This window comes from Paenibacillus sp. N22P23, from assembly GCF_059383735.1.
Map to the genome: position 1 here is coordinate 933,147 of NZ_JBXENT010000001.1, position 18,940 is coordinate 952,086.

Below are 18,940 nucleotides of genomic sequence, written 5' to 3' on the forward strand. Positions count from 1 at the left end.
CGCTTTATTTCTTATCTAATGCTTTGGCAAATGCCTTCTCGATATCGTCTGCACGATCAGAAATGACGAAGAGCACGTAATTCCCTTTAACGATGATCCGATAATCCTTGGCAATTTCGTATTGGTCCTGTAAATAAGTTTCGAATAACGACTGCACAAACGCCGCTCGTTTCTCGATACCTGCTTTGACCGTATCCACGTCTTTGGCGTTCTTGACCTTAAAGAGGCCGATCTCGTTTACTTGTACATTCATCATCGGCGCGTAGACTTTGAATTCAGCCAGCTGGCTTGCATCTAGCTCGTAAGCTGATTTAAGATCATCGGCTGTCATCTCCATGGACATTGGCTGCTCGATTCCATCTACAATTGTAGTGTATAGGTCCGCCACTGTAGGACCGGACTTGTCCGGAGTTGGTGCCGGAGTTGGCTTCGGCTTCGGCTTCGGAGTTGGAGTTGGTTTAGGAGTCGGCTTTGGAGCCGGTTTCGGTTTCGCGGCTGGTTTTTCACTTGGTTTCACCGCAGGTTTCTCTGCCGGTTTCGTAGATTCCGCAGGTTTCTTGCTCGTCTCCGGACTCGGATTAGCTTCGGGCTTCGCTGCTGGTTCCGTAGACTGGACCTCATCCTCCGAAGCTTCCGGGGTTGGCGTTGGGGCAGGCTCAGGAGCAGGTGTTTCTGTCGTATTGTTGTTTGCGTCCGGTGTTTCAGGTGTCACTTCATTGGAAGTTTCAGGGCTGGAAGTGATGCTCTCGTTCGAATTCGCTGTCGTTTGGTTTGCGTTTGAGTTGTCCGTTCTGCTCCCGCAGGCGGTTAGAGTGCCTCCAATAATTGCGCTTGCAAGAATGATGGCGAGAAGACGTTTGGTGTTGTTCATGATGCACTCTCCTAGTTGATGTTATCGATACGTTATGCTAAAACGTAAGATGTCCTATAAAGGTTGCAGTAATTGCCCAACTGTAAATATTGGAAGAACATGTGTGGATGAACAGAGGTGGTGGAATACTTATCTGTAAAGGAGGACAATGCATGCAATTCGATTGGATTTGGAAAGCTGTCTTGATACTTATCGTTGGTTCTTTGCTCCTCCGACTTTCCGGTCGGACATCTATCGGGAAGTTAACGATTAGCGATGTGTTACTTATGCTGATACTTGGTCCGTTATTCATTCGACCGGTTGAGAATGTGAGCCTTTGGAGGACCTTTGGAACCGCGATCATTCTCATATTAACCGTCAGGATGGTTAGAACATTGCTGTTACGATTTGCACCTATTCGCGCTTTATGGATCGGTAAACCAATACCAATTATCGTGGGTGGGAATTCGGATCAGCGTGCCATGAATTCGTTGAACCTGACAGACGAAGCGCTTGACGCGCAGCTGCGAACCGGTGGAATCTACGATCGGGGGGATGTTGAGCATGCAGCTATTGAGGTCAATGGTCAGCTCACCATAAAGATAAAGTCGCATAAAGTACCAGCTACGAAGCAGGATATTGAACAGTTGAAAGAGCTTATTGAATCCCGGTTCCCTCGTTAGAGTGTGAAGTTACTCTCTTAATAATATTGTATAATAGAAACAGAATGCGTTCATTCTTACAGTAAAGGGGAATCGATGCTATGTACGAAACGAAAACCAAGGAAACAGACCGCAGTGTGCTCGAGTTCATCGAGAATGTGGAGAGCATTACAAAACGCGAAGATGCGTATAAACTGCTGGATATTTTCACCGAAGAATCCGGATTTGAAGCGAAAATGTGGGGACCAAGCATTATCGGATTTGGTTCGTATCATTACAAATACGAATCCGGTCATGAAGGGGATGCTCCTTATGTGGGCTACTCACCTCGAAAAGCCAAGATCAGCTTGTATGTAGCACCAAACGATACCAAGCGGGAAGAATTACTCCAGCGATTTGGCAAACATACCTCGAGCAAAGGTTGCGTCTACATCAATAAAATAGCAGATATTGATGTAGAAGTGCTAAGAGAACTCATCCAGCAGTCTATCGAATATGTGCGTGAACGTTACGAATGAATGAGGCGGCAATGCCCAAAAAAACCTCCGGATGCCGGCTATGAGCCGCATGCGGAGGTTTTTTGCACATCATATCTATCTAACATGTCCCCTAACTGCTCGGCAACATTGTGCGGTGACAGGGGCATTTTGTTTATGATCCACCATTCCACGACGCCTACATATGCAGATAACAGAAATTGAACAGGAACCTCTTTGTTACTCTCCTCGGAATTTCCGCTTACTCTCAATCGTTCCACTATTCCGTTCTTGACTAGTTGAATCAAATGTTCCTGAAAACATGAGATACCTTTGTGAGTAAGGACGGTGTAATAAAAAGAAAAATGTGCTTCAAAGTAAAGAAACATCTGTAGAAGGGAACGGTCAAGATCCAATTGCTCTTCTGGAAGTTTGGAAAGAATGCATATTTTCATCATATTGCCCAAATGATCTTTTATCACTTTCTCGAGTAAATCAAACTTGTCCGCATAATGAAGATAAACAGTGCCCCTGTGAATATTGGCTTTATTCGAGATATCGTTAATCGTAATCGCATCGAACTCTTTCTCGGACATTAATTCAATCAGAGCTTGATAGATGGCTTCCCTAGTCTTAATCGTTCTCCTGTCCAATTTTGACACGGTTATGACCTCCCCTCGGCTTATGTTTCTGAACAAAATTGAACGAAGTGTCAAGTACATGACACAAATCACTCTTTTGACGATTGAGATACGTCTTGGACTCTTTATAATGTAAATCAATACATGCGAGTTAATCAACGGATGTCGTCTAATCTCGTTGAAAGATAAACATGTAAATCAAATAATGATGGAAAGAGGCGGAGAGATTATGAAAATTGAAGTTTGGTCGGATATCATGTGCCCATTGTGCTATATCGGCAAAACGAATTTAGATAAAGCGTTAGAACAATTCAGTCACAAGGATCAAGTAGAAGTCATCTATAGACCGTTTCAGCTATTCCCGGATGCTCCCAGCAATACAGGTCAAAACTACTATGAATGGACAGCCGAGATTCATGGCGGTGGAATGACTTCCGCGTTTGTAAGAGAAAGCAATAAAGCTGTAGTCGGGATGGGCAAAAATGTTGGCCTCACGTATAATCTTGACACATTGATTCCATCCAATACGACAGATGCACTACGCATGGCGATTTATGCGCAGGAACAAGGCAAGGCAGCGCAGTGGATGGGTGCCGTTTATAAGGCTTATTTTACAGATGCATTGGATATCGGCAATCATGAGACGCTTGCTAAGTTAGCAGGGGAAATCGGACTTGATACGAGCGCAGTTCTTGCTATGTTATCGAGTGATCGATACAAGGATACGGTCATTAAGGAACGCTTAAACGGATCCAGAACGGGAATTACCGGAACACCGTTTTATATCTTTAATGATAAATATGCAATCTCCGGTGTAAGGAGCAGCGATGCATTCCTCGAAGTAATGGAACAAGTCTGGAGAGAGGAACGTCCGCTGCAGATGATTGCCAATGAGACAACTGGCAATTCCGAAGGCAGTATTTGCGGGGGAGACGGTGTGTGCGGCATTTAATGAAATGTATAGCTCCAAGAACAAAAAAGTCGTCATCAGCTAATTTGTTCGGTGACGATAACAAGTCTTTGTTCATAAGGTGATACTGAGCCAATTCGGGGGTGTAACTTATGGAAATCATGCATACAGTGCCATTCTTTATCCGTCCGGATCAAAAGGATCGGGACTTAAAGTTAATGGAGGCAAGTTTTGGAAGCCTGAGTAATACGAAAAACAGCTATGTTGTTATTTATAACCAGGGATGTATGAGTGAGCTAGAAATTAATAAGTTGCTGGAACCATATTCCTTGAAAGTGTTCATCATAGGAGATGGCCAGAATGTGGGGATCCCTAAAGCCAGACAAAAATGCTTTGAGTATATTTGGGAAAACTTTCCTGAAATATCATACATTTCAGAAATTCATCTAGACATGATTTTTCCGCCGGACTGGTATAAACCATTATTGAGCTATTTGGAAAATTCAAACGAACCGATGATTTCTCCATGCATATTGACGGTAGGTGGACATTTACTTCCATTTGACAACCAGAAGCAAGCAGTGCAGCTGCCGGAGGATTTTACGCAGGAAAATATGCTATTCCTATTAGAGGAGATAAGTGAGAACTATCTTTCGCAGGAACCGCTTGAAGGATTCGTACACCCCGTTATTCACAATTCAAGTGCTCTTCGGCACATTGGCGGCTATGATCATCGCTTTCTGCAAGGTAAACAAGGCTATGAGGACGATAGCTTGCTTGTAGGATACTCCTACTATATGGGAACTTTATGCAACTGGCGTCCGAAATGTTTGCCGACATCATGGGTCTATCATGCGGGATTGGGGCAGCGAATGACTCTAGGAGACAGGCAAGAAGATTTTCAACTAAATTTAAATGGATTGATACAACAATATGGCGCTTACGGACTCAAAGAATTAGCTAGGTTACACGGGGAATCGTCAACCGGATATTTTCAATCTCTTTTCAATAGTCATGTGCAACAGAATAGGTAATATCATCGACGGATCCGGTAGAATAGCGTTGAATTGATGACTCTGAGTACCACTGGCGATGTCCGGCCAAGCAGATGCCATCCGGCGCCAGCCATGGCTTCCTCATTTATGGCTTCATACATCAGTTGGCGCATCCCTTCTGCTGTACGAATTGCCACCAAGGCGTCAGCATTCGTACGGCGGATTTGCTCCAGCACGTTGTCCTTTCGTGTTACGAGGCTTGCAATGAATACGTGCTGAAACGAAGCATAATCGAACACTGCTCCGTCTCCTAGTATAATATGCATTTTATCGCTTAGGTCAAGTCGTTCCATCAATAATCGTGCAGCCTCACAGGCATCCGGATCGATATCCACACAGTAGACGTTCACATTCCATCGCAGATGAAGCAGCACAGCGCTCAGCGGTAAAGGACCGCTTCCGACGAAGACAATAGGCGCAGAGGCATCTTCCGGCCGACTATGCCTGCTGAGTTGCTTAAGCTCTTCACCAACAAGACTTTCATAATTCTCCCAGTTTTTATATCGGAAGAGGTTGTCTAATCCAACTTCGAGCTGATTGCAGAGGTGACGGGAGTCGAATAACTCCATCCGGAATTCGGCTTCTGACAGCTTGTCAAGCAAGCCTTGCTGCAGAACTGCTATGTCAACAGTACCTATAACCTGCCTGATTTCTTCTGATGTATAGGGTTGCCTGATAACCTGTGCCAGATTAGAAATCGTTTGGGTGATCACGGAGTTTGTTGGGGTCAGATCCGACTCTCGGTGAAGAACATCATAGCTCTCCTGTACAATTGCGATCAAATCTGATATTCGCTTAGTTGATGCGGCTATAGAATATTCCATAAGCGATTACCTCCATCCATTGACTTTCAATTTCATGAACCCAATATATTCGAACTATTTGCTGTTTAGTAATCAGGAATCGCTGCAATAGAAGCTTATTTTTTATATAAAGAGATATCAACTTATCACATGACGATGTCATGTGGTATTCTTTTGTTTATAGGAATGTTGTAAGGAGGGAACAGGATGAAACCATGCCAAACAACGAAACGAGCGCTTAGGCGGTTATTGTTGGAAAAGCAGCTTTTACTTCAAACGCCTCAGCCATCCATAAACGCTAATGAATCGATGCATCAGCGTGTGCTTGACGTTATCAAGCAGTTAGAATGTGTTCAGATCGACCCTGTAGCCGCCGTTCGCCCGAATCAACATCTGGCTCTGGCTGCCAGAATTCCCGGTTATGAGCCTCATCTAATGAATGAACTGCTTAGCAGTAATGAGGTATTCGAATATATGGCGAATGCGGCCTGTATCATTCCGATGAGCGATTATCCCATCTTTGAACCTACAAGGCAGCGATTACGAGAGAACATTCAGCCTCGTATAGATCAAATTTCCTCTGTCATTGAACAGGTACTGCAAAGATTGGAACAGGAAGGGCCGCTGTCTGCAAAATCATTCGAATCCACTGAACGGGTTCAAGGCTACTGGGATAATGTTAACACGACGACGAAAGCTACCTCACATGCACTGAATTTATTGACTGACGCTGCTCAAATTCGGATTGTTGGCAGAGAAGGGAACCAGCGGCGGTTTCATACTACCAGTCAGAGTGTTCCTGTTCAGCTTATCCAGCAAGCCGAGAATATGGATGAGCGGAGTGCGCTTGAAGCGATGATGTTGAAGTATTTCCGGGCCTATCGTGTATTTGATTCAAGCGATCCTCGTTTGGGCTGGCAGAACCTACGTGCAAACCAAAGAAGAGAAACGATCGATGCCCACGTGAGAGAAGGGACTGTTACGCCGGTCGAAGCAGCTGGTCTGGACAAGCCATATTACATCTTAACTGCGGATATGGAGCGACTTCTGGCACACGAAGTTGAAGCTCGCAGTCTGCCTCTTTACGACGAAGCGGATCTCGCTGTACATTTCCTGCCGCCTCTCGACAATTTATTGTGGAGCCGTAAACGATTGACCGATCTATTCGAGTTTGAGTATCGTTGGGAGATCTATACGCCTGCCGTTAAACGCACTTATGGATACTATGCCATGCCAATCTTAGCCGGAGATCGTTTAATTGGCCGCATGGACCCGCGATTGGATAAGAAACAGGGGCACTTGACGGTGGAGTACCTTCATATTGAACCTGGGATCGACTTCACGAAGAAGCTTCGGGATCACGTGTATCGCGCGCTTGACTCTTTTGCTGCGACTCATGGAGCAACAACTGTAACCATAGCCAGGCGTTCTTTTGAATAGTTGAATTTTTTTGAATTATTTTTGAAAATATAGTTTACCTTGCAACGGTTATTTGATACTATAAACGAAATGTTAAAATGCGATGAAGAGACGAGTAAATAAATGAAACCTTTCACAGAGAGCTCCGGCAGCTGCAAAGGAGTAAAGGGTTCATTATTGAAAAAAGACTCCGAGCAGCACATCGGCAACCTACTGCAGGGGATGGTGTGACAGGAGCTCCTGTTACAGAGCTAGAGTATAAACATGACATGTTCATGTCGTACTCGAAGAGGCTAGTATGGCGACATGTTAGCGAATTTGGAGTGGTACCACGAGCGGATCAATCTCGTCTCCAAGACTTATTAAAGTCTTGGAGGTGGGATTTTTTTTTATTGATGCTGAGGAAACACCGCTCGTTTGCATGCATAAGGTACACCAAATCATACTTTACCGGATTATGAGAAACCATTCTGAAAGGGATTGAATTGCTAATGGCGAACAAACTAAGAGTTGGTATTGTCGGAGGAACAGGCATGGTCGGTCAGCGTTTCGTGCAGCTGCTGGATCAGCATCCATGGTTTGAAGTAACAGCGATTGCTGCAAGCAGCAGTTCAGCTGGCAAAACATATGAAGAAGCGGTGCAAGGCAGATGGAAGCTGTCGGGCTCTATTCCTGAAGCAGTGAAACAAATCGTCGTTCAGGATGCTTCCAAAGTAGAAGAAGTCTCGGCCCAAGTTGATTTTGTATTCTGTGCCGTGGATATGAAGAAAGATGAAATTAAAGCGCTGGAAGAAGCGTATGCCAAAACAGGTACGCCTGTTGTTTCCAATAACTCGGCACATCGCTGGACGCCTGACGTTCCTATGGTCATCCCGGAAATTAACCCAAGCCATCTTGAAGTCATTGCGGCTCAAAGAAAACGTCTGGGCACTTCGACCGGCTTTATTGCGGTTAAGCCAAACTGTTCGATCCAAAGCTATGTGCCGGCGCTACACGCTTTGCTCGATTTCAAGCCTACTCAGGTAGTGGCTTCGACTTATCAAGCGATCTCTGGTGCAGGCAAGAACTTCACAGATTGGCCGGATATGTTAGATAATGTAATTCCATATATTGGCGGAGAAGAAGAGAAGAGCGAGCAAGAGCCGCTTCGTATCTGGGGAAGCGTGGAGAATGGTGAAATCGTGAAAGCGAGTGCGCCGCACATTACAACACAATGTATCCGCGTTCCGGTAACGGATGGACATCTGGCTACTGTATTCGCATCGTTTGAGACTAAACCGGCGAAAGAAGAGATTCTTGCGCGCTGGAGAGAATATCAAGGACGTCCGCAAGAGCTTGGCCTGCCAAGTGCGCCAAAGCAGTTCATCACGTATTTCGAAGAAGAGAACAGACCGCAAACGAAGCTTGACCGTGATATCGAGAACGGTATGGGCGTTTCCGTAGGCAGATTGCGCGAGGATTCCCTCTACGACTATAAATTTGTAGGTTTGTCGCATAATACACTTCGCGGCGCGGCCGGCGGTGCGGTTCTGATCGCCGAATTGCTGAAAGCAGAAGGATATATTCAAGCGAAATAAACAGCATACGCAGATGTGAAAAAAAGCAAGCACGCTAAAGTGCTTGCTTTTTTTGGTTTGTGTACGCGGGGCTGTGGTTATAATCAGTTGTAGCTTCGCAACACGAACGTTGGTTGATTATTGGCATCGACATCGATAATCATGGCATCATAATAGCCATCCGTTATGGATCGCTTTACAGCCTGTGTAAGGAGATCGATCTGTACAACTTCCGTTACAAACAATTTGTTCCCGTCCTGATTGTCCTGATTATGCGAATAGCGGTCACTTTGGTTAGAGTGAAGAATAAAATACAGATTCCCTTCAACCATCATGAGCTCTCCGATATCGGCGTAATTTTGTCTGAAGAGCGTACTTACGGCATTGCGTTTCAAATCAATCTTCAAGACCCGGTACCCTTGTACGAGGTAAAGGACATTAGACTTACTATCAAGGATATAAGAATTCTCGCCTTGAGTCGTGAGATCATATATTCCATCAGGCTTGGAGCGCGGAAAATGAATGGTGCCGAGTCGTTTTCCCTGCCGGTCGAAACGTTCCAGACGACGATCGAGAAGCACCATGACCTCATCATGATAGGGAATGATCCGCACATGTGCATGCATGTTCTGGTTATCGCTCAAATAGAATGAGCGGTATTGCTGCTTCTTTTCTTGAACCTGGTATAAGGAACCGAAGAGGTAGTACCAAGTAATCCCGCTGATTTTATCGGAGTACCACTCTTGCTGGTAGAAATTGGGGTAGTCGACTTTGCTCAGCTTTGCAGTTGACTGATAAACCTGTGATTTCACGTTGATCCGGTTTAAATCTTGATCAACGATCCAAGTGAGTGAAGTGGAGGCGATCTGCAGTTGTTTTCCTTTGATCGTCAGCTTATAGGGGGTGGGAATATAGATCACAGACGTTATCTCAAGCCTGTCATTCAGCTTTAACACCCGTGAAGCTTCCGTATCCGTAACGATCCAACTGTCCTGCCATCGCAAGAAATCTCTGACACCCACACCGCCTGCCGCTTCCCCAATCTTAACGGTCACCGTTACAGGCAGCTCTCCGATTTCTGAAAGTTCTCCGGCTTTATATGCAAAGAAATGACGATCAATCAGAACGAACCAACTGGAGCCAATCTTACGAAATGTTTTGGCATAACTGTAGTCTTCTTCTCGATAAACCTTATCGATTGCTTCATGAAGTTCCTGTGGTATTGCGGCATTTGTGTTGTCTTCCTCGAAGCTCCATTCAAGAATTCGCTGACTAAACGTTGTGAAGGGTTTGCGATTCTCGTTCTTGATGGTGAAATTCTGGAGTGGAGCGGACACGAGCGAAGCTAACTCTGCTTCCTCGGTATGAATGAGGTCAGGCCATGATAGTGAGATGATCTTACCATTGTCTTCATAATCAACTTGGGATCCGCGGGAAGCGATCCACGTGAGCCCTTGGGTAGGGAACTGCGTGAATGTAGGCGGGTATTTGGCAGTGATTTCTGACACTGATCCAGCTCCGGATTCGGAATCGGTTGGTACTTCATCTTTATACTGAAGAATCTCCAGTTTGTCTGGCGCAACATGGGTGAAGGTACGGAAGTTGAAGGCTTGCCAATCTTCCTGCCACAGCCTAGGTTCCACCGGAAGAGGGCTGAGCTCATAGTTAAGGAATGACATGAATTCCTCGCCGGTTTCATTTCGAAATAATCCGATTAGCTGCGGAGAATCCTCCAAGAATGGTATCCGTTTAACTTGCAGCAGCTCATATCCGACATATCGTCTCACGAGGTAGTGAGGGTCTTTGAAATAGACGATGCTGCTTCCTTCATCAAGGAACGTGTATACCGTTGGTCCTTCCGGCAATAGAAAAACGCGACTGTTTGTTAGTACGAGCGAATTCGGAGTATGGGGTGAAGATTCAGTTGCTGTGGTATCCGTTCTTCCTCTATCGATTGTCTCCCAGCCATCGTGTGACGGATCAAAAACCTCCTCTGAGAACCCGGATCCATTGCGAACTTTAAGGAGAAAAAGTCTCGGTTCCTCGGTAAGTCGGACCGACAATACTTCATGCGGGCCAAAGAAGAGACTTGTTTCGTCGATAACGACAGGTGCCGGCTCTATTCGTATGGCGATCCAAGCTCCGGTTGCATTGGACATCCCATCTAGAGCGCTGTTCTCCGTAAGTTGAGCCCCTATGAGCAGGTAATCTCCATTCAGCCATGCTTCTAAGGGGAGGGGAGCTTTCCATTCATATAAAGTCTGCTGAGTTGTGCCGTCTGACGAGTAGTAGAGATGAAGATCTTGCACATAAATCATGGCTTGTTCTTTCTTATAGAGTATATGCGCGTCCTTCGAGTCCGCTATAAATTCGCCTTCATGAGGCTTCCAGACCGGGTTTGCAGAAGGCGGTGATTGAGTTGCAGCAGAAGCAGCAGTTGTTGGAGAGGGGATTGCGGTTTCGGTCCTATCAGTAGGAATGCTCTGAGTCGTGGGCGTATTCTCATCTTTCAGCCCGTGAATATAGAAGAATAGGATGGTAAGTAAGGTAAGCGCGGTGAAGGTGATAATAATGAGCATACGACTTTGTGGTTTCATATAGCCACTCCTCAATGCTACCCAAATAATCTCAATAATTAGACGTAATTAGTTGGGAAAAGTTGCTTATATAAACGATCATCCAGTGGCGGTTCGATCACATTCATGAAAGAAGGAGAGTCAGATGGACTCTCCTTGGAGACGCACTATGTTATGGCCTTGTAAACAGTTGATTAATCGTGTCCATTGCAAGATTCACATTGATTAATGCTTGTTGAATCATCGCCTCGTCCATCACCGCTGACTGACTTCCTTGTTGGATCGGCTGTTTATAGGCGATTTGTTCCATGAGTGCATTGTTTTCCTCAATTCGATAATCGTTCATCGCTTCAAGCGATTTCAGATGTTGTTCATAGTGTTCCCGTTCATCCGATTTGTACGGTTTACCTTGCTCTAACGAAATCAAGGCATCCTCGAAGAAATACTTCATATAAATGACTATAGGGCCTGCCAGCAAGTCCTTCATCGTTGCCAATTCTTCCTCCGTTGCTCCAACCTCGTCCACCAGTTCCCAGAATTGTCGATGCGTTTCAGGTGTCAGATTGTTGCGATTGCGCAGTACCCGTGCAAGAATTTCTTGGAAAATATCTTTCTGGTGTGCGGTCATGTTCTTAGCAAGGGTCTTCTGTGGTTCCTCTGTGACCATAGCAGTTTGGTTTGCATTCGTGTCACAACCAACTAGCATAACAACTGCAAGTAGAGAAAGAATCAGCCATTTCAGAATGATCGACACTCCCATCGGGTACTGATGCTGTGGATTTACATACGATCATAAATATGCATAAAAATCCACGATATAACAGGAATATTCAACGATGGATCACGTGATTGAGGAAGGTGGAAGGGACATGAAAGCAAGATATGTACTCCTAACAGGGATGATGTTCGTAACAGTTCTTTCATTAACGGGATGTGTGCCTGGAGACGGGACGAATAATGTGGCTCATCCTGCAGGTTTCTTCTGGGGAATCTGGCACGGATGGATCGCACCGATTTCGCTCATTATTGGCATCTTTAAACCCCATATTAGAGTTTATGAAGCTCTTAATTCAGGCTGGTGGTACGACGCAGGCTTCTATATCGCAGTCATCTGTGGTTTTGGCGGCGTTTCTTTCCGTAGACGGAAGAAAGTCAAACAGGATTAACGTGATGTGAAATAGGGGATAGTTGGTATACCCGACTACCCCCTTATTTGCTATGATCAAATTAGGTAATAGATAGAGGAGTGACTTGTAAGTGTCCAGCAGGTAGTTCTAGCTAATTGCTGAGACAAGGGGTGTATATTTATACATCAAACACTACTCGATAGAAATGGTTTACATAACTATAATTATGTATACCGATTGTTGCGAATTGATCGATGGATATTTCACCCAAAATAGGAGGCCTCATGGCATGATGGAAACAAAGCGGTTAATGATAAGAGAATTTATTGCTTCCGACCTGGAAGCTGTTCATGCATATGCATCAGATCCATTGGTTTGTACGCATACCATCTGGGGGCCAAACACAATCGAAGATACGCAGAACTATCTCGATAGCGTCATTGAAACGCAGAAACAACAGCCGCGCTTGGATTTTGAATTTGCCGTTGTTCTTAAAGAAAACGGGGAGTTGATCGGCGGATGTGGCATTCACATTGGAAACGCATTACAAGCTGAACTGGGTTATTGCTTCAATCACGCATTCTGGGGTAAAGGCTATGCGACTGAAGCGGCTGCAGCCTTACTGCAGTTCGGTTTTCGTGAACATGGACTTCATCGCATGTATGCAACGTGTCGCCCGGATAACGTAGGTTCTGCTACCGTGATGCAGCGAATCGGAATGAAATTCGAAGGACATTTGAGGGAACATATGCGGCATAAAGGGAAGTGGCATGACTCTTATCAATACTCGATTCTAGAAGATGAATTTGCGTATGATCGATAGAATCCACGGATCGAGGTGCTCCTGATGATGATGAAAGCAATCGTGTACACATCCTACGGAAAAACAGAAGTTCTATCCCTACAGGAGGTGCCAAAGCCTACTCCTAAGGACAATGAAGTACTTATTCAGGTACATGCGGCGTCCGTTAATTCGTGGGATTGGGATCTGCTTAGAGGAGTTCCGTATCTGGTCCGCCTAGGTGGGCTTCGTGGACCTCGATTCCGTATTCTCGGAGCGGACATTGCAGGTCGAGTTGAAGCAGTTGGCAAAGATGTGAAGCAACTGCGTGCAGGTGATGAGGTGTTCGGCGATATTTCGGGGTGCAGCTGGGGCGGTTTTGCAGAATATGTATGTGCCAGAGAGTCTGCGTTATCGCTTAAGCCCAGAGGCATGACATTCGAGGAAGCTGCAGCCATACCGCAAGCAGCTGTTCTTGCTTTACAAGGTCTTCGAATAAAAGGCGAGCTGCAGAAAGGGCACAAGATACTCATTAACGGTGCTGGTGGAGGTGTGGGGACATTTGCGCTTCAGATTGCCAAGTCATGCGGAGCTGAGGTTACGGCTGTAGACCATGGCAGTAAATTGGATCTCTTACGATCGCTAGGCGCGAACCATGTTATTGATTATACGAAAGAGGATATTACGCATAATGGTCAATGTTATGATCTGATTCTGGATGTGGCAGGCTTTCGCTCCATGTTTGACTACAAACGAGCCTTATCGCCTACAGGCACTTATGTCATGATTGGCGGTTCAACGGCTCGAATCATCCAGCTTCTGTTTCTCGGTGCCTGGGTTAAACGAACCGGAAGTAAGACGATGAGACTCTTATTGCACAAACCAAGCAGAGATGATCAAGATTTCATCAGGCAGCTCTACAAGTCTGGCACAATCAAACCTGTAATTGATCGGATATACCCCTTAAGCCAAACTGCCGATGCACTGAGGCAACTCGGAGAAGGCAACGCAAAGGGAAAATTGATTATCCAGGTGAGCGGTAGTAAGAAGTAGCCTTGTAGTAGAATGCATATCGACTTCACTTGGCAGGGCTAGTATAATGGGTTGATTAAATCCTACAGACAGTGGAGTGTAGATACATGGAAATCAGAATCGATGATCTAACCGGAGCCCAAATCATTGCGCTAATAAAGGAACATGTTCAAAGTATGGCCGAGCAATCTCCTGAGGAAAGCATGCATGCACTTAATCTTGATGGGCTAAAACAACCTGATATTACGTTCTGGAGCGCTTGGGAAGAGGATGAATTACTAGGTTGCGGAGCCATCAAGGAATTGGATGCGGGACACGGAGAAATCAAATCGATGCGAACCTCGATGCAGCATTTAAGAAAAGGGGTTGCGAAGCGACTTCTTGAACATATGATCGAAGAAGCCAAGAAACGAGGGTATACTCGGCTAAGCTTGGAGACGGGATCGATGGAATCGTTCAAGCCTGCCATGAAGCTATATGCCAGTCTGGGCTTCGAAGAGTGTGAGCCATTCGCGGATTATATTTTAGACCCGTACAGTGTTTTTATGACGAAAACATTATAAATTTCATAGACAAGGTTATCGATTGCCGTTATGATGGACAAGAAAATTGAATACATACGATCCGTAAAAGGTGCAGTTTGTTGCCTAACAAACTTGCTTAAAAGGGAAGTCCGGTTAAAAGCCGGCGCGGTCCCGCCACTGTAATTGAGGAGTGACTCCACACGGTGCCACTGGTTCTTATCGAACCGGGAAGGCTGGAGAAGCGATGATTCATGAGCCAGGAGACCTGCCTTTACGCGAATGTTTCTTAATTCTTCGGGGGGTGGGAATTGGAAATGATCATGAACGCGCATAATCTCGTAATGGAGCTTTATTGCTTATATTGCTATGCGTGATTTCAGTATCTGTTTGAGCCGCCCTGTTTTGGGGCGGCTTTTTTTGTTGATTGGCGAAGCTATGCATACCGTGTGCAGAATCTAGTAATGAAGTGGAGAAGAGGATGGATATGCGATCTCATGTAGTTCATTATTCAAGTAAGTTGAAAGGTAAGCGCTGGCTGGCTTTCATGCTTGCGGCAGTATTGTTTATTTCTGTAATTGGTCCTTCATTTACCGTTTATGCGGAAGATGTGGAAGTGACTCCCGACCCGCTGCTTGAGCAGGTAGAGGCGGCGATCGATGGCACCGTTCAATCTGTGCTTGGCGCATCCAGTTTAGGAGACTGGCAGGCAGCTGGTCTTGCGGCGGCAGGCGAAACTGTTCCAAGCAACTATGTATCCGCACTTTATAAGAAACTTGTTGCCGGTAAAGGTGCATTATCATCCATAACGGACTATGAGAGAACGGTGATTGGATTAACCGCAGCTCACCAGGATGCGACGAAGTTCGCGGGTTATAATTTGGTTGAGCGTATCTACAATTATCCGACTACTCCAGCATTGAACGGATTGATATTTGCACTTATCGCATTGGACAGCGGCGATTATTCCATCCCAGATCAAGCTGTGTGGACGAGAGAGAAGCTAGTCGCGGAAGTGCTGAAGAAGCAGAAGTCGGACGGCGGATTCAGCTTCGGTGGCGCAACCAGTGATCCGGATATGACGGGTATGACGCTCACGGCGTTGGCTCCTTATGTCGATCAAGCGGCGGTTCAGACGGTCATTGCCGCTTCTGTCACGTGGTTATCAAGCAGCCAACTTGATAACGGAGGCTACAAATCCTACGGCGTGGATAATAGCGAAAGCGTCTCGCAAACCATTATTGCACTCACGTCACTGGGTATAGATCCGACGGAGGCTCGTTTTACCAAGAATGGTATCCATCTCATCGACCGTTTGTTGTCATTCAGGAAGGCGGACGGGACATTCTCGCATACGCCGACGGGTCAATCGAACGGCATGGCGACGGAGCAGGCGCTGCAAGCGCTTGTGGCCTTCGAGAAGTTTAAGAAAGACGGTGGGAAACTTTACGATTTCGGTGCCCGCGTGCCGTATGGATGGGCAAGTGACTGGCTGCTTGGAGACGGCAATTGGATGGGTATCTCCGAATGGCAGGTTGTAGCTCTAGCCCGTGAAGGCCGCAAAGTTCCAGACAGCTATTTGACTACGAAGTTGCCGGAAACCATATCTTTTATGAATCAATATCCGGAATATGCGTATGTGACCGATTATGAGCGAATCACGATCGCCTTATCCTCACTCTATGAAGATGCAACGGATTACGCAGGTATCAATTTCGTAGAGAATATCTATAACAGCGAAGTTATGGAAGCACAAGGCTTAAACGGGCTGGACTTCGCGTTAATTGCTCTAGATTCGGGAGCTTACAAAACGCCGGATGAAGCGATATGGAATCGGGAGAAGCTCATTGCCGCCATATTAACCAGGCAGCATGAGGACGGAGGCTTTGCTTTAGATACAGGTGACAGCGATCCCGATATGACCGCAATGTCATTAACGGCGCTGGCGCCTTACATGGATCGAACCGATGTGCAGACTGCCGGGCAGAAAGCGGTCCAATGGTTGTCCAGTAATCAGGATGCGAATAGCGGCGGCTATCCATCCGACTATTTTGGCACCATCGTTGATTCAAGTGAGAGCGTCTCGCAGGCGATTATTGCCCTTACTACTAATGGCATTGATCCGACAAGTGCGCCATTCACGAAGAATGGGATTACGCTCTTGGATAAGTTGTTCACGTTTATGCAGCCTGATGGCGGATTCTTGCATGTTGTGGATCCGAATGCTGCTACAGATGCCATGGCGACTGAACAAGCGCTGCAAGCCCTAGCGGCTTATGAGATGTTTGTCGGCGGCAAGGGGCAGCTCTATCAAATCGTGAAGCCCACAAGCTTATTGGTTGAAGGACCTGCGGGTCCAATTGCGGCAGGTGTGGTTGATGAAGGTAACGTATTGGAATCATTGACCTCTCTTCTCCAGCAGAATCAAGTACCTGTAGAAGTTACCGACTCTTCGTATGGCAAGTACGTAAGTTCCATTAATGGAATTGCTGCCAGCGGCAATAACGGCTGGATGTTCGACGTTTACCGTGATGGGAATTGGAGTTTCCCGGCAGTCGGGATGGATGGCTACACCTTGCAGAAGGGCGACAAAGTTGCGGTCTATTATGCGGGTGCTGACACGGCACTTGTGAAGTCGGTGAAGTTGTCGCCAGCAACACCGGAAGCAGGAAAAGCCTTCAACGTTGCGGTCATGCAGACGGGATCGTTCTGGAACGGTACCGAAAGTGAAGTGCGAACTTCTGCTGCCGCTGGAGTACAAGTAACCATAGGTGGCAGAACCGTCACAACGAATGCGAGCGGAGAAGCTGCGTTTAATCAAGGCATAGATGCAGCAGGCCGCTATACGCTTGAAGTGACCGGTTACCGTGCGGACAGTGCGCCAAGTCTTGTACGACACACGCAGCCTCTGACCATTGTTGTGCAATCGCCTACTCCTCCGGATGGCGGAGATGGAGAAAACCCGCCTCCTACAACACAATATGCAACCCTGTCCGTTACCGGTGATACACAGAAGGGAACGATCTTAGGAAGCACGCAAGTTGCTTTGCAAACAGGCGATACCGCCTATACCGTATTAGAACGCGCGCTGCCAGGCAAAATCCGCTCGATCGGAGCAGGCTCTACTTTATATGTGCAGGGGATTGATGGCCTAGGTGAGTTTGACCGTGGTAAAGAGAGCGGGTGGATGTACTCGGTTAATGGCGTCTTTCCGAATTACAGCGCAGGACTCTACGTCCTGAAGCCAAATGACGTCGTAGCATGGCGATATACACTCAATTTAGGCATCGATTTGGGGCAGAAGCCGGAAGATTGGAACCCTCCGGGAGGCGGTACAGGTCCATCTGTTGACAGTCCAGAGATCGTCGATGTACCGATTGATACGAACAAGGATTTCGAACTCGGACTTACGGCGCAGCAGCAAAACACTGGCGTTAAACTGAATATTCCCGCAGTGAAAGCGAAAGTAATCCTAAACGTAGAGAAGGTTAAGAACGAACTGCCCAAAGTCGTTATAAACAAAGGCAGCTTATCTCTCGTCATTGATAAAGGAACGAAGCTGGTATCCGGTGATTCAACGATCGAGTTGTTTACTTCGTTGGATGCTTCTGATTCAACAATCAACGCTTTGATTCAAGGTCATTTGATCAACGGAGATAAGCTGGATGACATCGGTAATGCCTTCATCATGGGTTCTTCGAATGGGTCTTATCTATTCGACAAGCCGCTTACTTTTACGATCAAGGACGGTAAAGGTCAGGCAGCCGGATATATTGAAAATGGTACGTTTACGCCTATTACGGTTTATGATTCTGAGGATCAAGGTGCCAAGGCTACAAAAGATAGTAAGAAAATCACTTATGCCTTCATGGTAGGCAATGATCTAGTGATCAAGACCAATCATTTTACGTCATTTGTCACTTACACAATTACACGCTCAGATTCAGTTATTCCGTATTCCGATGCGAAGCTGATTGCATCATGGGCTGCAAGTGCGATTCGTGAAGCAACGAGCAAAGGCTTCGTTCAAGGCAGCTCAGGTAAGCTGAATCCGAAAGCGAAGATTACGAGAGCTGAGTTTGCCAAGCTAATGGTCGAGGTTATTGGGCTGAATCTGTCGACTGCTGCATCGAGCAAATTCAAAGATGTACCTCAGAACAAATGGTTTGCAGTCTATATTAACACCGCCTTCAAAGCTGAGATTATTTCGGGCTATCAGGACCGGTTTAATCCGAATGAGACGATAACGCGTGAGCAGATGGCATCCATTGTAGTGCGGGCTTTGAAGCTTCAAAAATCAACATCAGACGCGACGCTCAAAGATATGGATCATGTTTCCGGCTGGGCCAAATCCGATGTGCAGACTGTTGCTAATTTGAACCTCATACAGGGATCGGATAACCGTTTTAATCCAGCTGATCCGGTTACTCGCGAGATGGCCATTGTCGTGGCTATGAGAGCTTATCAGCACAAACACAATCACACATAGGAAATGCAAACAACCAAAGGAAGAGCGATTCCATTCGCTCTT

Annotated in this window: 16 protein-coding genes, 1 riboswitch and 1 other annotated feature; of the genes, 11 read left to right on the forward strand and 5 right to left on the reverse strand. The window is 46.2% G+C overall.

Features of this window, described 5'->3' with window-relative positions; translation table 11 throughout:
* Positions 1-4: 4 nt before the first annotated feature.
* On the reverse strand, positions 5-871 hold the full coding sequence (locus AC506A_RS04575; protein ID WP_495459784.1) for a DUF4358 domain-containing protein: 867 nt from the start codon (positions 869-871) through the stop codon (positions 5-7).
* 152 nt (positions 872-1,023) lie between these two features.
* On the opposite strand from AC506A_RS04575, the gene AC506A_RS04580 reads away from it, so the two are divergent.
* On the forward strand, positions 1,024-1,533 hold the full coding sequence (locus tag AC506A_RS04580; protein ID WP_495459785.1) for a DUF421 domain-containing protein: 510 nt from the start codon (positions 1,024-1,026) through the stop codon (positions 1,531-1,533).
* An 80-nt stretch (positions 1,534-1,613) separates the two neighbouring features.
* Entirely contained in the window at positions 1,614-2,030 is a 417-nt protein-coding gene (locus AC506A_RS04585) for a DUF1801 domain-containing protein (RefSeq protein WP_495459786.1), read from the forward strand.
* A gap of 38 nt (positions 2,031-2,068) precedes the next feature.
* On the opposite strand, the gene AC506A_RS04590 is transcribed toward AC506A_RS04585, so the two are convergent.
* Positions 2,069-2,650: a TetR/AcrR family transcriptional regulator gene (locus tag AC506A_RS04590; RefSeq protein ID WP_495459787.1), complete on the reverse strand. Its 582-nt coding sequence runs from the start codon at positions 2,648-2,650 to the stop codon at positions 2,069-2,071.
* Positions 2,651-2,858: 208 nt separating this feature from the next.
* Here AC506A_RS04590 and AC506A_RS04595 point away from each other — a divergent pair, with 208 nt between their 5' ends.
* Both AC506A_RS04595 and AC506A_RS04600 read left to right on the forward strand, forming a co-directional pair.
* Positions 2,859-3,581 (forward strand): DsbA family oxidoreductase, encoded by a 723-nt coding sequence (locus tag AC506A_RS04595; protein WP_495459788.1) that lies wholly within the window; start codon positions 2,859-2,861, stop codon positions 3,579-3,581.
* 110 nt (positions 3,582-3,691) lie between these two features.
* On the forward strand, positions 3,692-4,573 hold the full coding sequence (locus AC506A_RS04600; protein WP_495459789.1) for a hypothetical protein: 882 nt from the start codon (positions 3,692-3,694) through the stop codon (positions 4,571-4,573).
* Between the two features lie 2 nt (positions 4,574-4,575).
* On the opposite strand, the gene AC506A_RS04605 is transcribed toward AC506A_RS04600, so the two are convergent.
* Complete coding sequence (locus tag AC506A_RS04605; RefSeq protein ID WP_495459790.1) at positions 4,576-5,418, reverse strand: nicotianamine synthase family protein; 843 nt, start codon at positions 5,416-5,418, stop codon at positions 4,576-4,578.
* Positions 5,419-5,604: 186 nt separating this feature from the next.
* On the opposite strand from AC506A_RS04605, the gene AC506A_RS04610 reads away from it, so the two are divergent.
* Both AC506A_RS04610 and asd read left to right on the forward strand, forming a co-directional pair.
* Entirely contained in the window at positions 5,605-6,837 is a 1,233-nt protein-coding gene (locus AC506A_RS04610; RefSeq protein ID WP_495459791.1) for a DNA glycosylase AlkZ-like family protein, read from the forward strand.
* Between the two features lie 73 nt (positions 6,838-6,910).
* Positions 6,911-7,173, forward strand: a binding site (T-box leader).
* Between the two features lie 134 nt (positions 7,174-7,307).
* A complete protein-coding gene (asd, locus tag AC506A_RS04615; RefSeq protein ID WP_495459792.1) occupies positions 7,308-8,393 on the forward strand; it encodes an aspartate-semialdehyde dehydrogenase in 1,086 nt (361 codons plus the stop codon).
* Between the two features lie 83 nt (positions 8,394-8,476).
* Here asd and AC506A_RS04620 read toward each other — a convergent pair whose 3' ends face one another.
* Positions 8,477-10,969 carry a hypothetical protein gene (locus tag AC506A_RS04620; RefSeq protein ID WP_495459793.1) on the reverse strand — a complete coding sequence of 831 codons (2,493 nt, stop codon included), beginning with the start codon at positions 10,967-10,969 and terminating at the stop codon, positions 8,477-8,479.
* Between the two features lie 151 nt (positions 10,970-11,120).
* The gene (locus tag AC506A_RS04625; protein ID WP_495459794.1) at positions 11,121-11,708 is read right to left on the reverse strand and encodes a hypothetical protein; all 588 of its coding nucleotides are present in this window, start codon (positions 11,706-11,708) and stop codon (positions 11,121-11,123) included.
* 109 nt (positions 11,709-11,817) lie between these two features.
* Here AC506A_RS04625 and AC506A_RS04630 point away from each other — a divergent pair, with 109 nt between their 5' ends.
* From AC506A_RS04630 to AC506A_RS04650, 5 genes are all read left to right on the forward strand, one after another.
* Positions 11,818-12,114, forward strand: a complete 297-nt coding sequence (locus AC506A_RS04630) for a hypothetical protein (protein ID WP_495459795.1) — start codon at positions 11,818-11,820, stop codon at positions 12,112-12,114.
* 250 nt (positions 12,115-12,364) lie between these two features.
* On the forward strand, positions 12,365-12,898 hold the full coding sequence (locus tag AC506A_RS04635) for a GNAT family N-acetyltransferase (RefSeq protein WP_495459796.1): 534 nt from the start codon (positions 12,365-12,367) through the stop codon (positions 12,896-12,898).
* Positions 12,899-12,922: 24 nt separating this feature from the next.
* Positions 12,923-13,909, forward strand: a complete 987-nt coding sequence (locus tag AC506A_RS04640) for an NAD(P)-dependent alcohol dehydrogenase (RefSeq protein ID WP_495459797.1) — start codon at positions 12,923-12,925, stop codon at positions 13,907-13,909.
* 86 nt (positions 13,910-13,995) lie between these two features.
* On the forward strand, positions 13,996-14,451 hold the full coding sequence (locus AC506A_RS04645; RefSeq protein WP_495459798.1) for a GNAT family N-acetyltransferase: 456 nt from the start codon (positions 13,996-13,998) through the stop codon (positions 14,449-14,451).
* A gap of 51 nt (positions 14,452-14,502) precedes the next feature.
* Positions 14,503-14,699, forward strand: a riboswitch (cobalamin riboswitch).
* A gap of 191 nt (positions 14,700-14,890) precedes the next feature.
* Positions 14,891-18,898 (forward strand): S-layer homology domain-containing protein, encoded by a 4,008-nt coding sequence (locus AC506A_RS04650; protein WP_495459799.1) that lies wholly within the window; start codon positions 14,891-14,893, stop codon positions 18,896-18,898.
* Positions 18,899-18,940: the final 42 nt, after the last annotated feature.

What these genes read in the sequence shown, in the direction of transcription:
- AC506A_RS04575 (WP_495459784.1), bottom strand. Translation starts at nt 871, where the DNA reads ATGAACAACACCAAACGTCTTCTCGCCATCATTCTTGCAAGCGCAATT.
- AC506A_RS04580 (WP_495459785.1), top strand. Translation starts at nt 1,024, where the DNA reads ATGCAATTCGATTGGATTTGGAAAGCTGTCTTGATACTTATCGTTGGT.
- AC506A_RS04585 (WP_495459786.1), top strand. Translation starts at nt 1,614, where the DNA reads ATGTACGAAACGAAAACCAAGGAAACAGACCGCAGTGTGCTCGAGTTC.
- AC506A_RS04595 (WP_495459788.1), top strand. Translation starts at nt 2,859, where the DNA reads ATGAAAATTGAAGTTTGGTCGGATATCATGTGCCCATTGTGCTATATC.
- AC506A_RS04600 (WP_495459789.1), top strand. Translation starts at nt 3,692, where the DNA reads ATGGAAATCATGCATACAGTGCCATTCTTTATCCGTCCGGATCAAAAG.
- AC506A_RS04605 (WP_495459790.1), bottom strand. Translation starts at nt 5,418, where the DNA reads ATGGAATATTCTATAGCCGCATCAACTAAGCGAATATCAGATTTGATC.
- AC506A_RS04610 (WP_495459791.1), top strand. Translation starts at nt 5,605, where the DNA reads ATGAAACCATGCCAAACAACGAAACGAGCGCTTAGGCGGTTATTGTTG.
- asd (WP_495459792.1), top strand. Translation starts at nt 7,308, where the DNA reads ATGGCGAACAAACTAAGAGTTGGTATTGTCGGAGGAACAGGCATGGTC.
- AC506A_RS04620 (WP_495459793.1), bottom strand. Translation starts at nt 10,969, where the DNA reads ATGAAACCACAAAGTCGTATGCTCATTATTATCACCTTCACCGCGCTT.
- AC506A_RS04625 (WP_495459794.1), bottom strand. Translation starts at nt 11,708, where the DNA reads ATGGGAGTGTCGATCATTCTGAAATGGCTGATTCTTTCTCTACTTGCA.
- AC506A_RS04630 (WP_495459795.1), top strand. Translation starts at nt 11,818, where the DNA reads ATGAAAGCAAGATATGTACTCCTAACAGGGATGATGTTCGTAACAGTT.
- AC506A_RS04635 (WP_495459796.1), top strand. Translation starts at nt 12,365, where the DNA reads ATGATGGAAACAAAGCGGTTAATGATAAGAGAATTTATTGCTTCCGAC.
- AC506A_RS04640 (WP_495459797.1), top strand. Translation starts at nt 12,923, where the DNA reads ATGATGATGAAAGCAATCGTGTACACATCCTACGGAAAAACAGAAGTT.
- AC506A_RS04645 (WP_495459798.1), top strand. Translation starts at nt 13,996, where the DNA reads ATGGAAATCAGAATCGATGATCTAACCGGAGCCCAAATCATTGCGCTA.
- AC506A_RS04650 (WP_495459799.1), top strand. Translation starts at nt 14,891, where the DNA reads ATGGATATGCGATCTCATGTAGTTCATTATTCAAGTAAGTTGAAAGGT.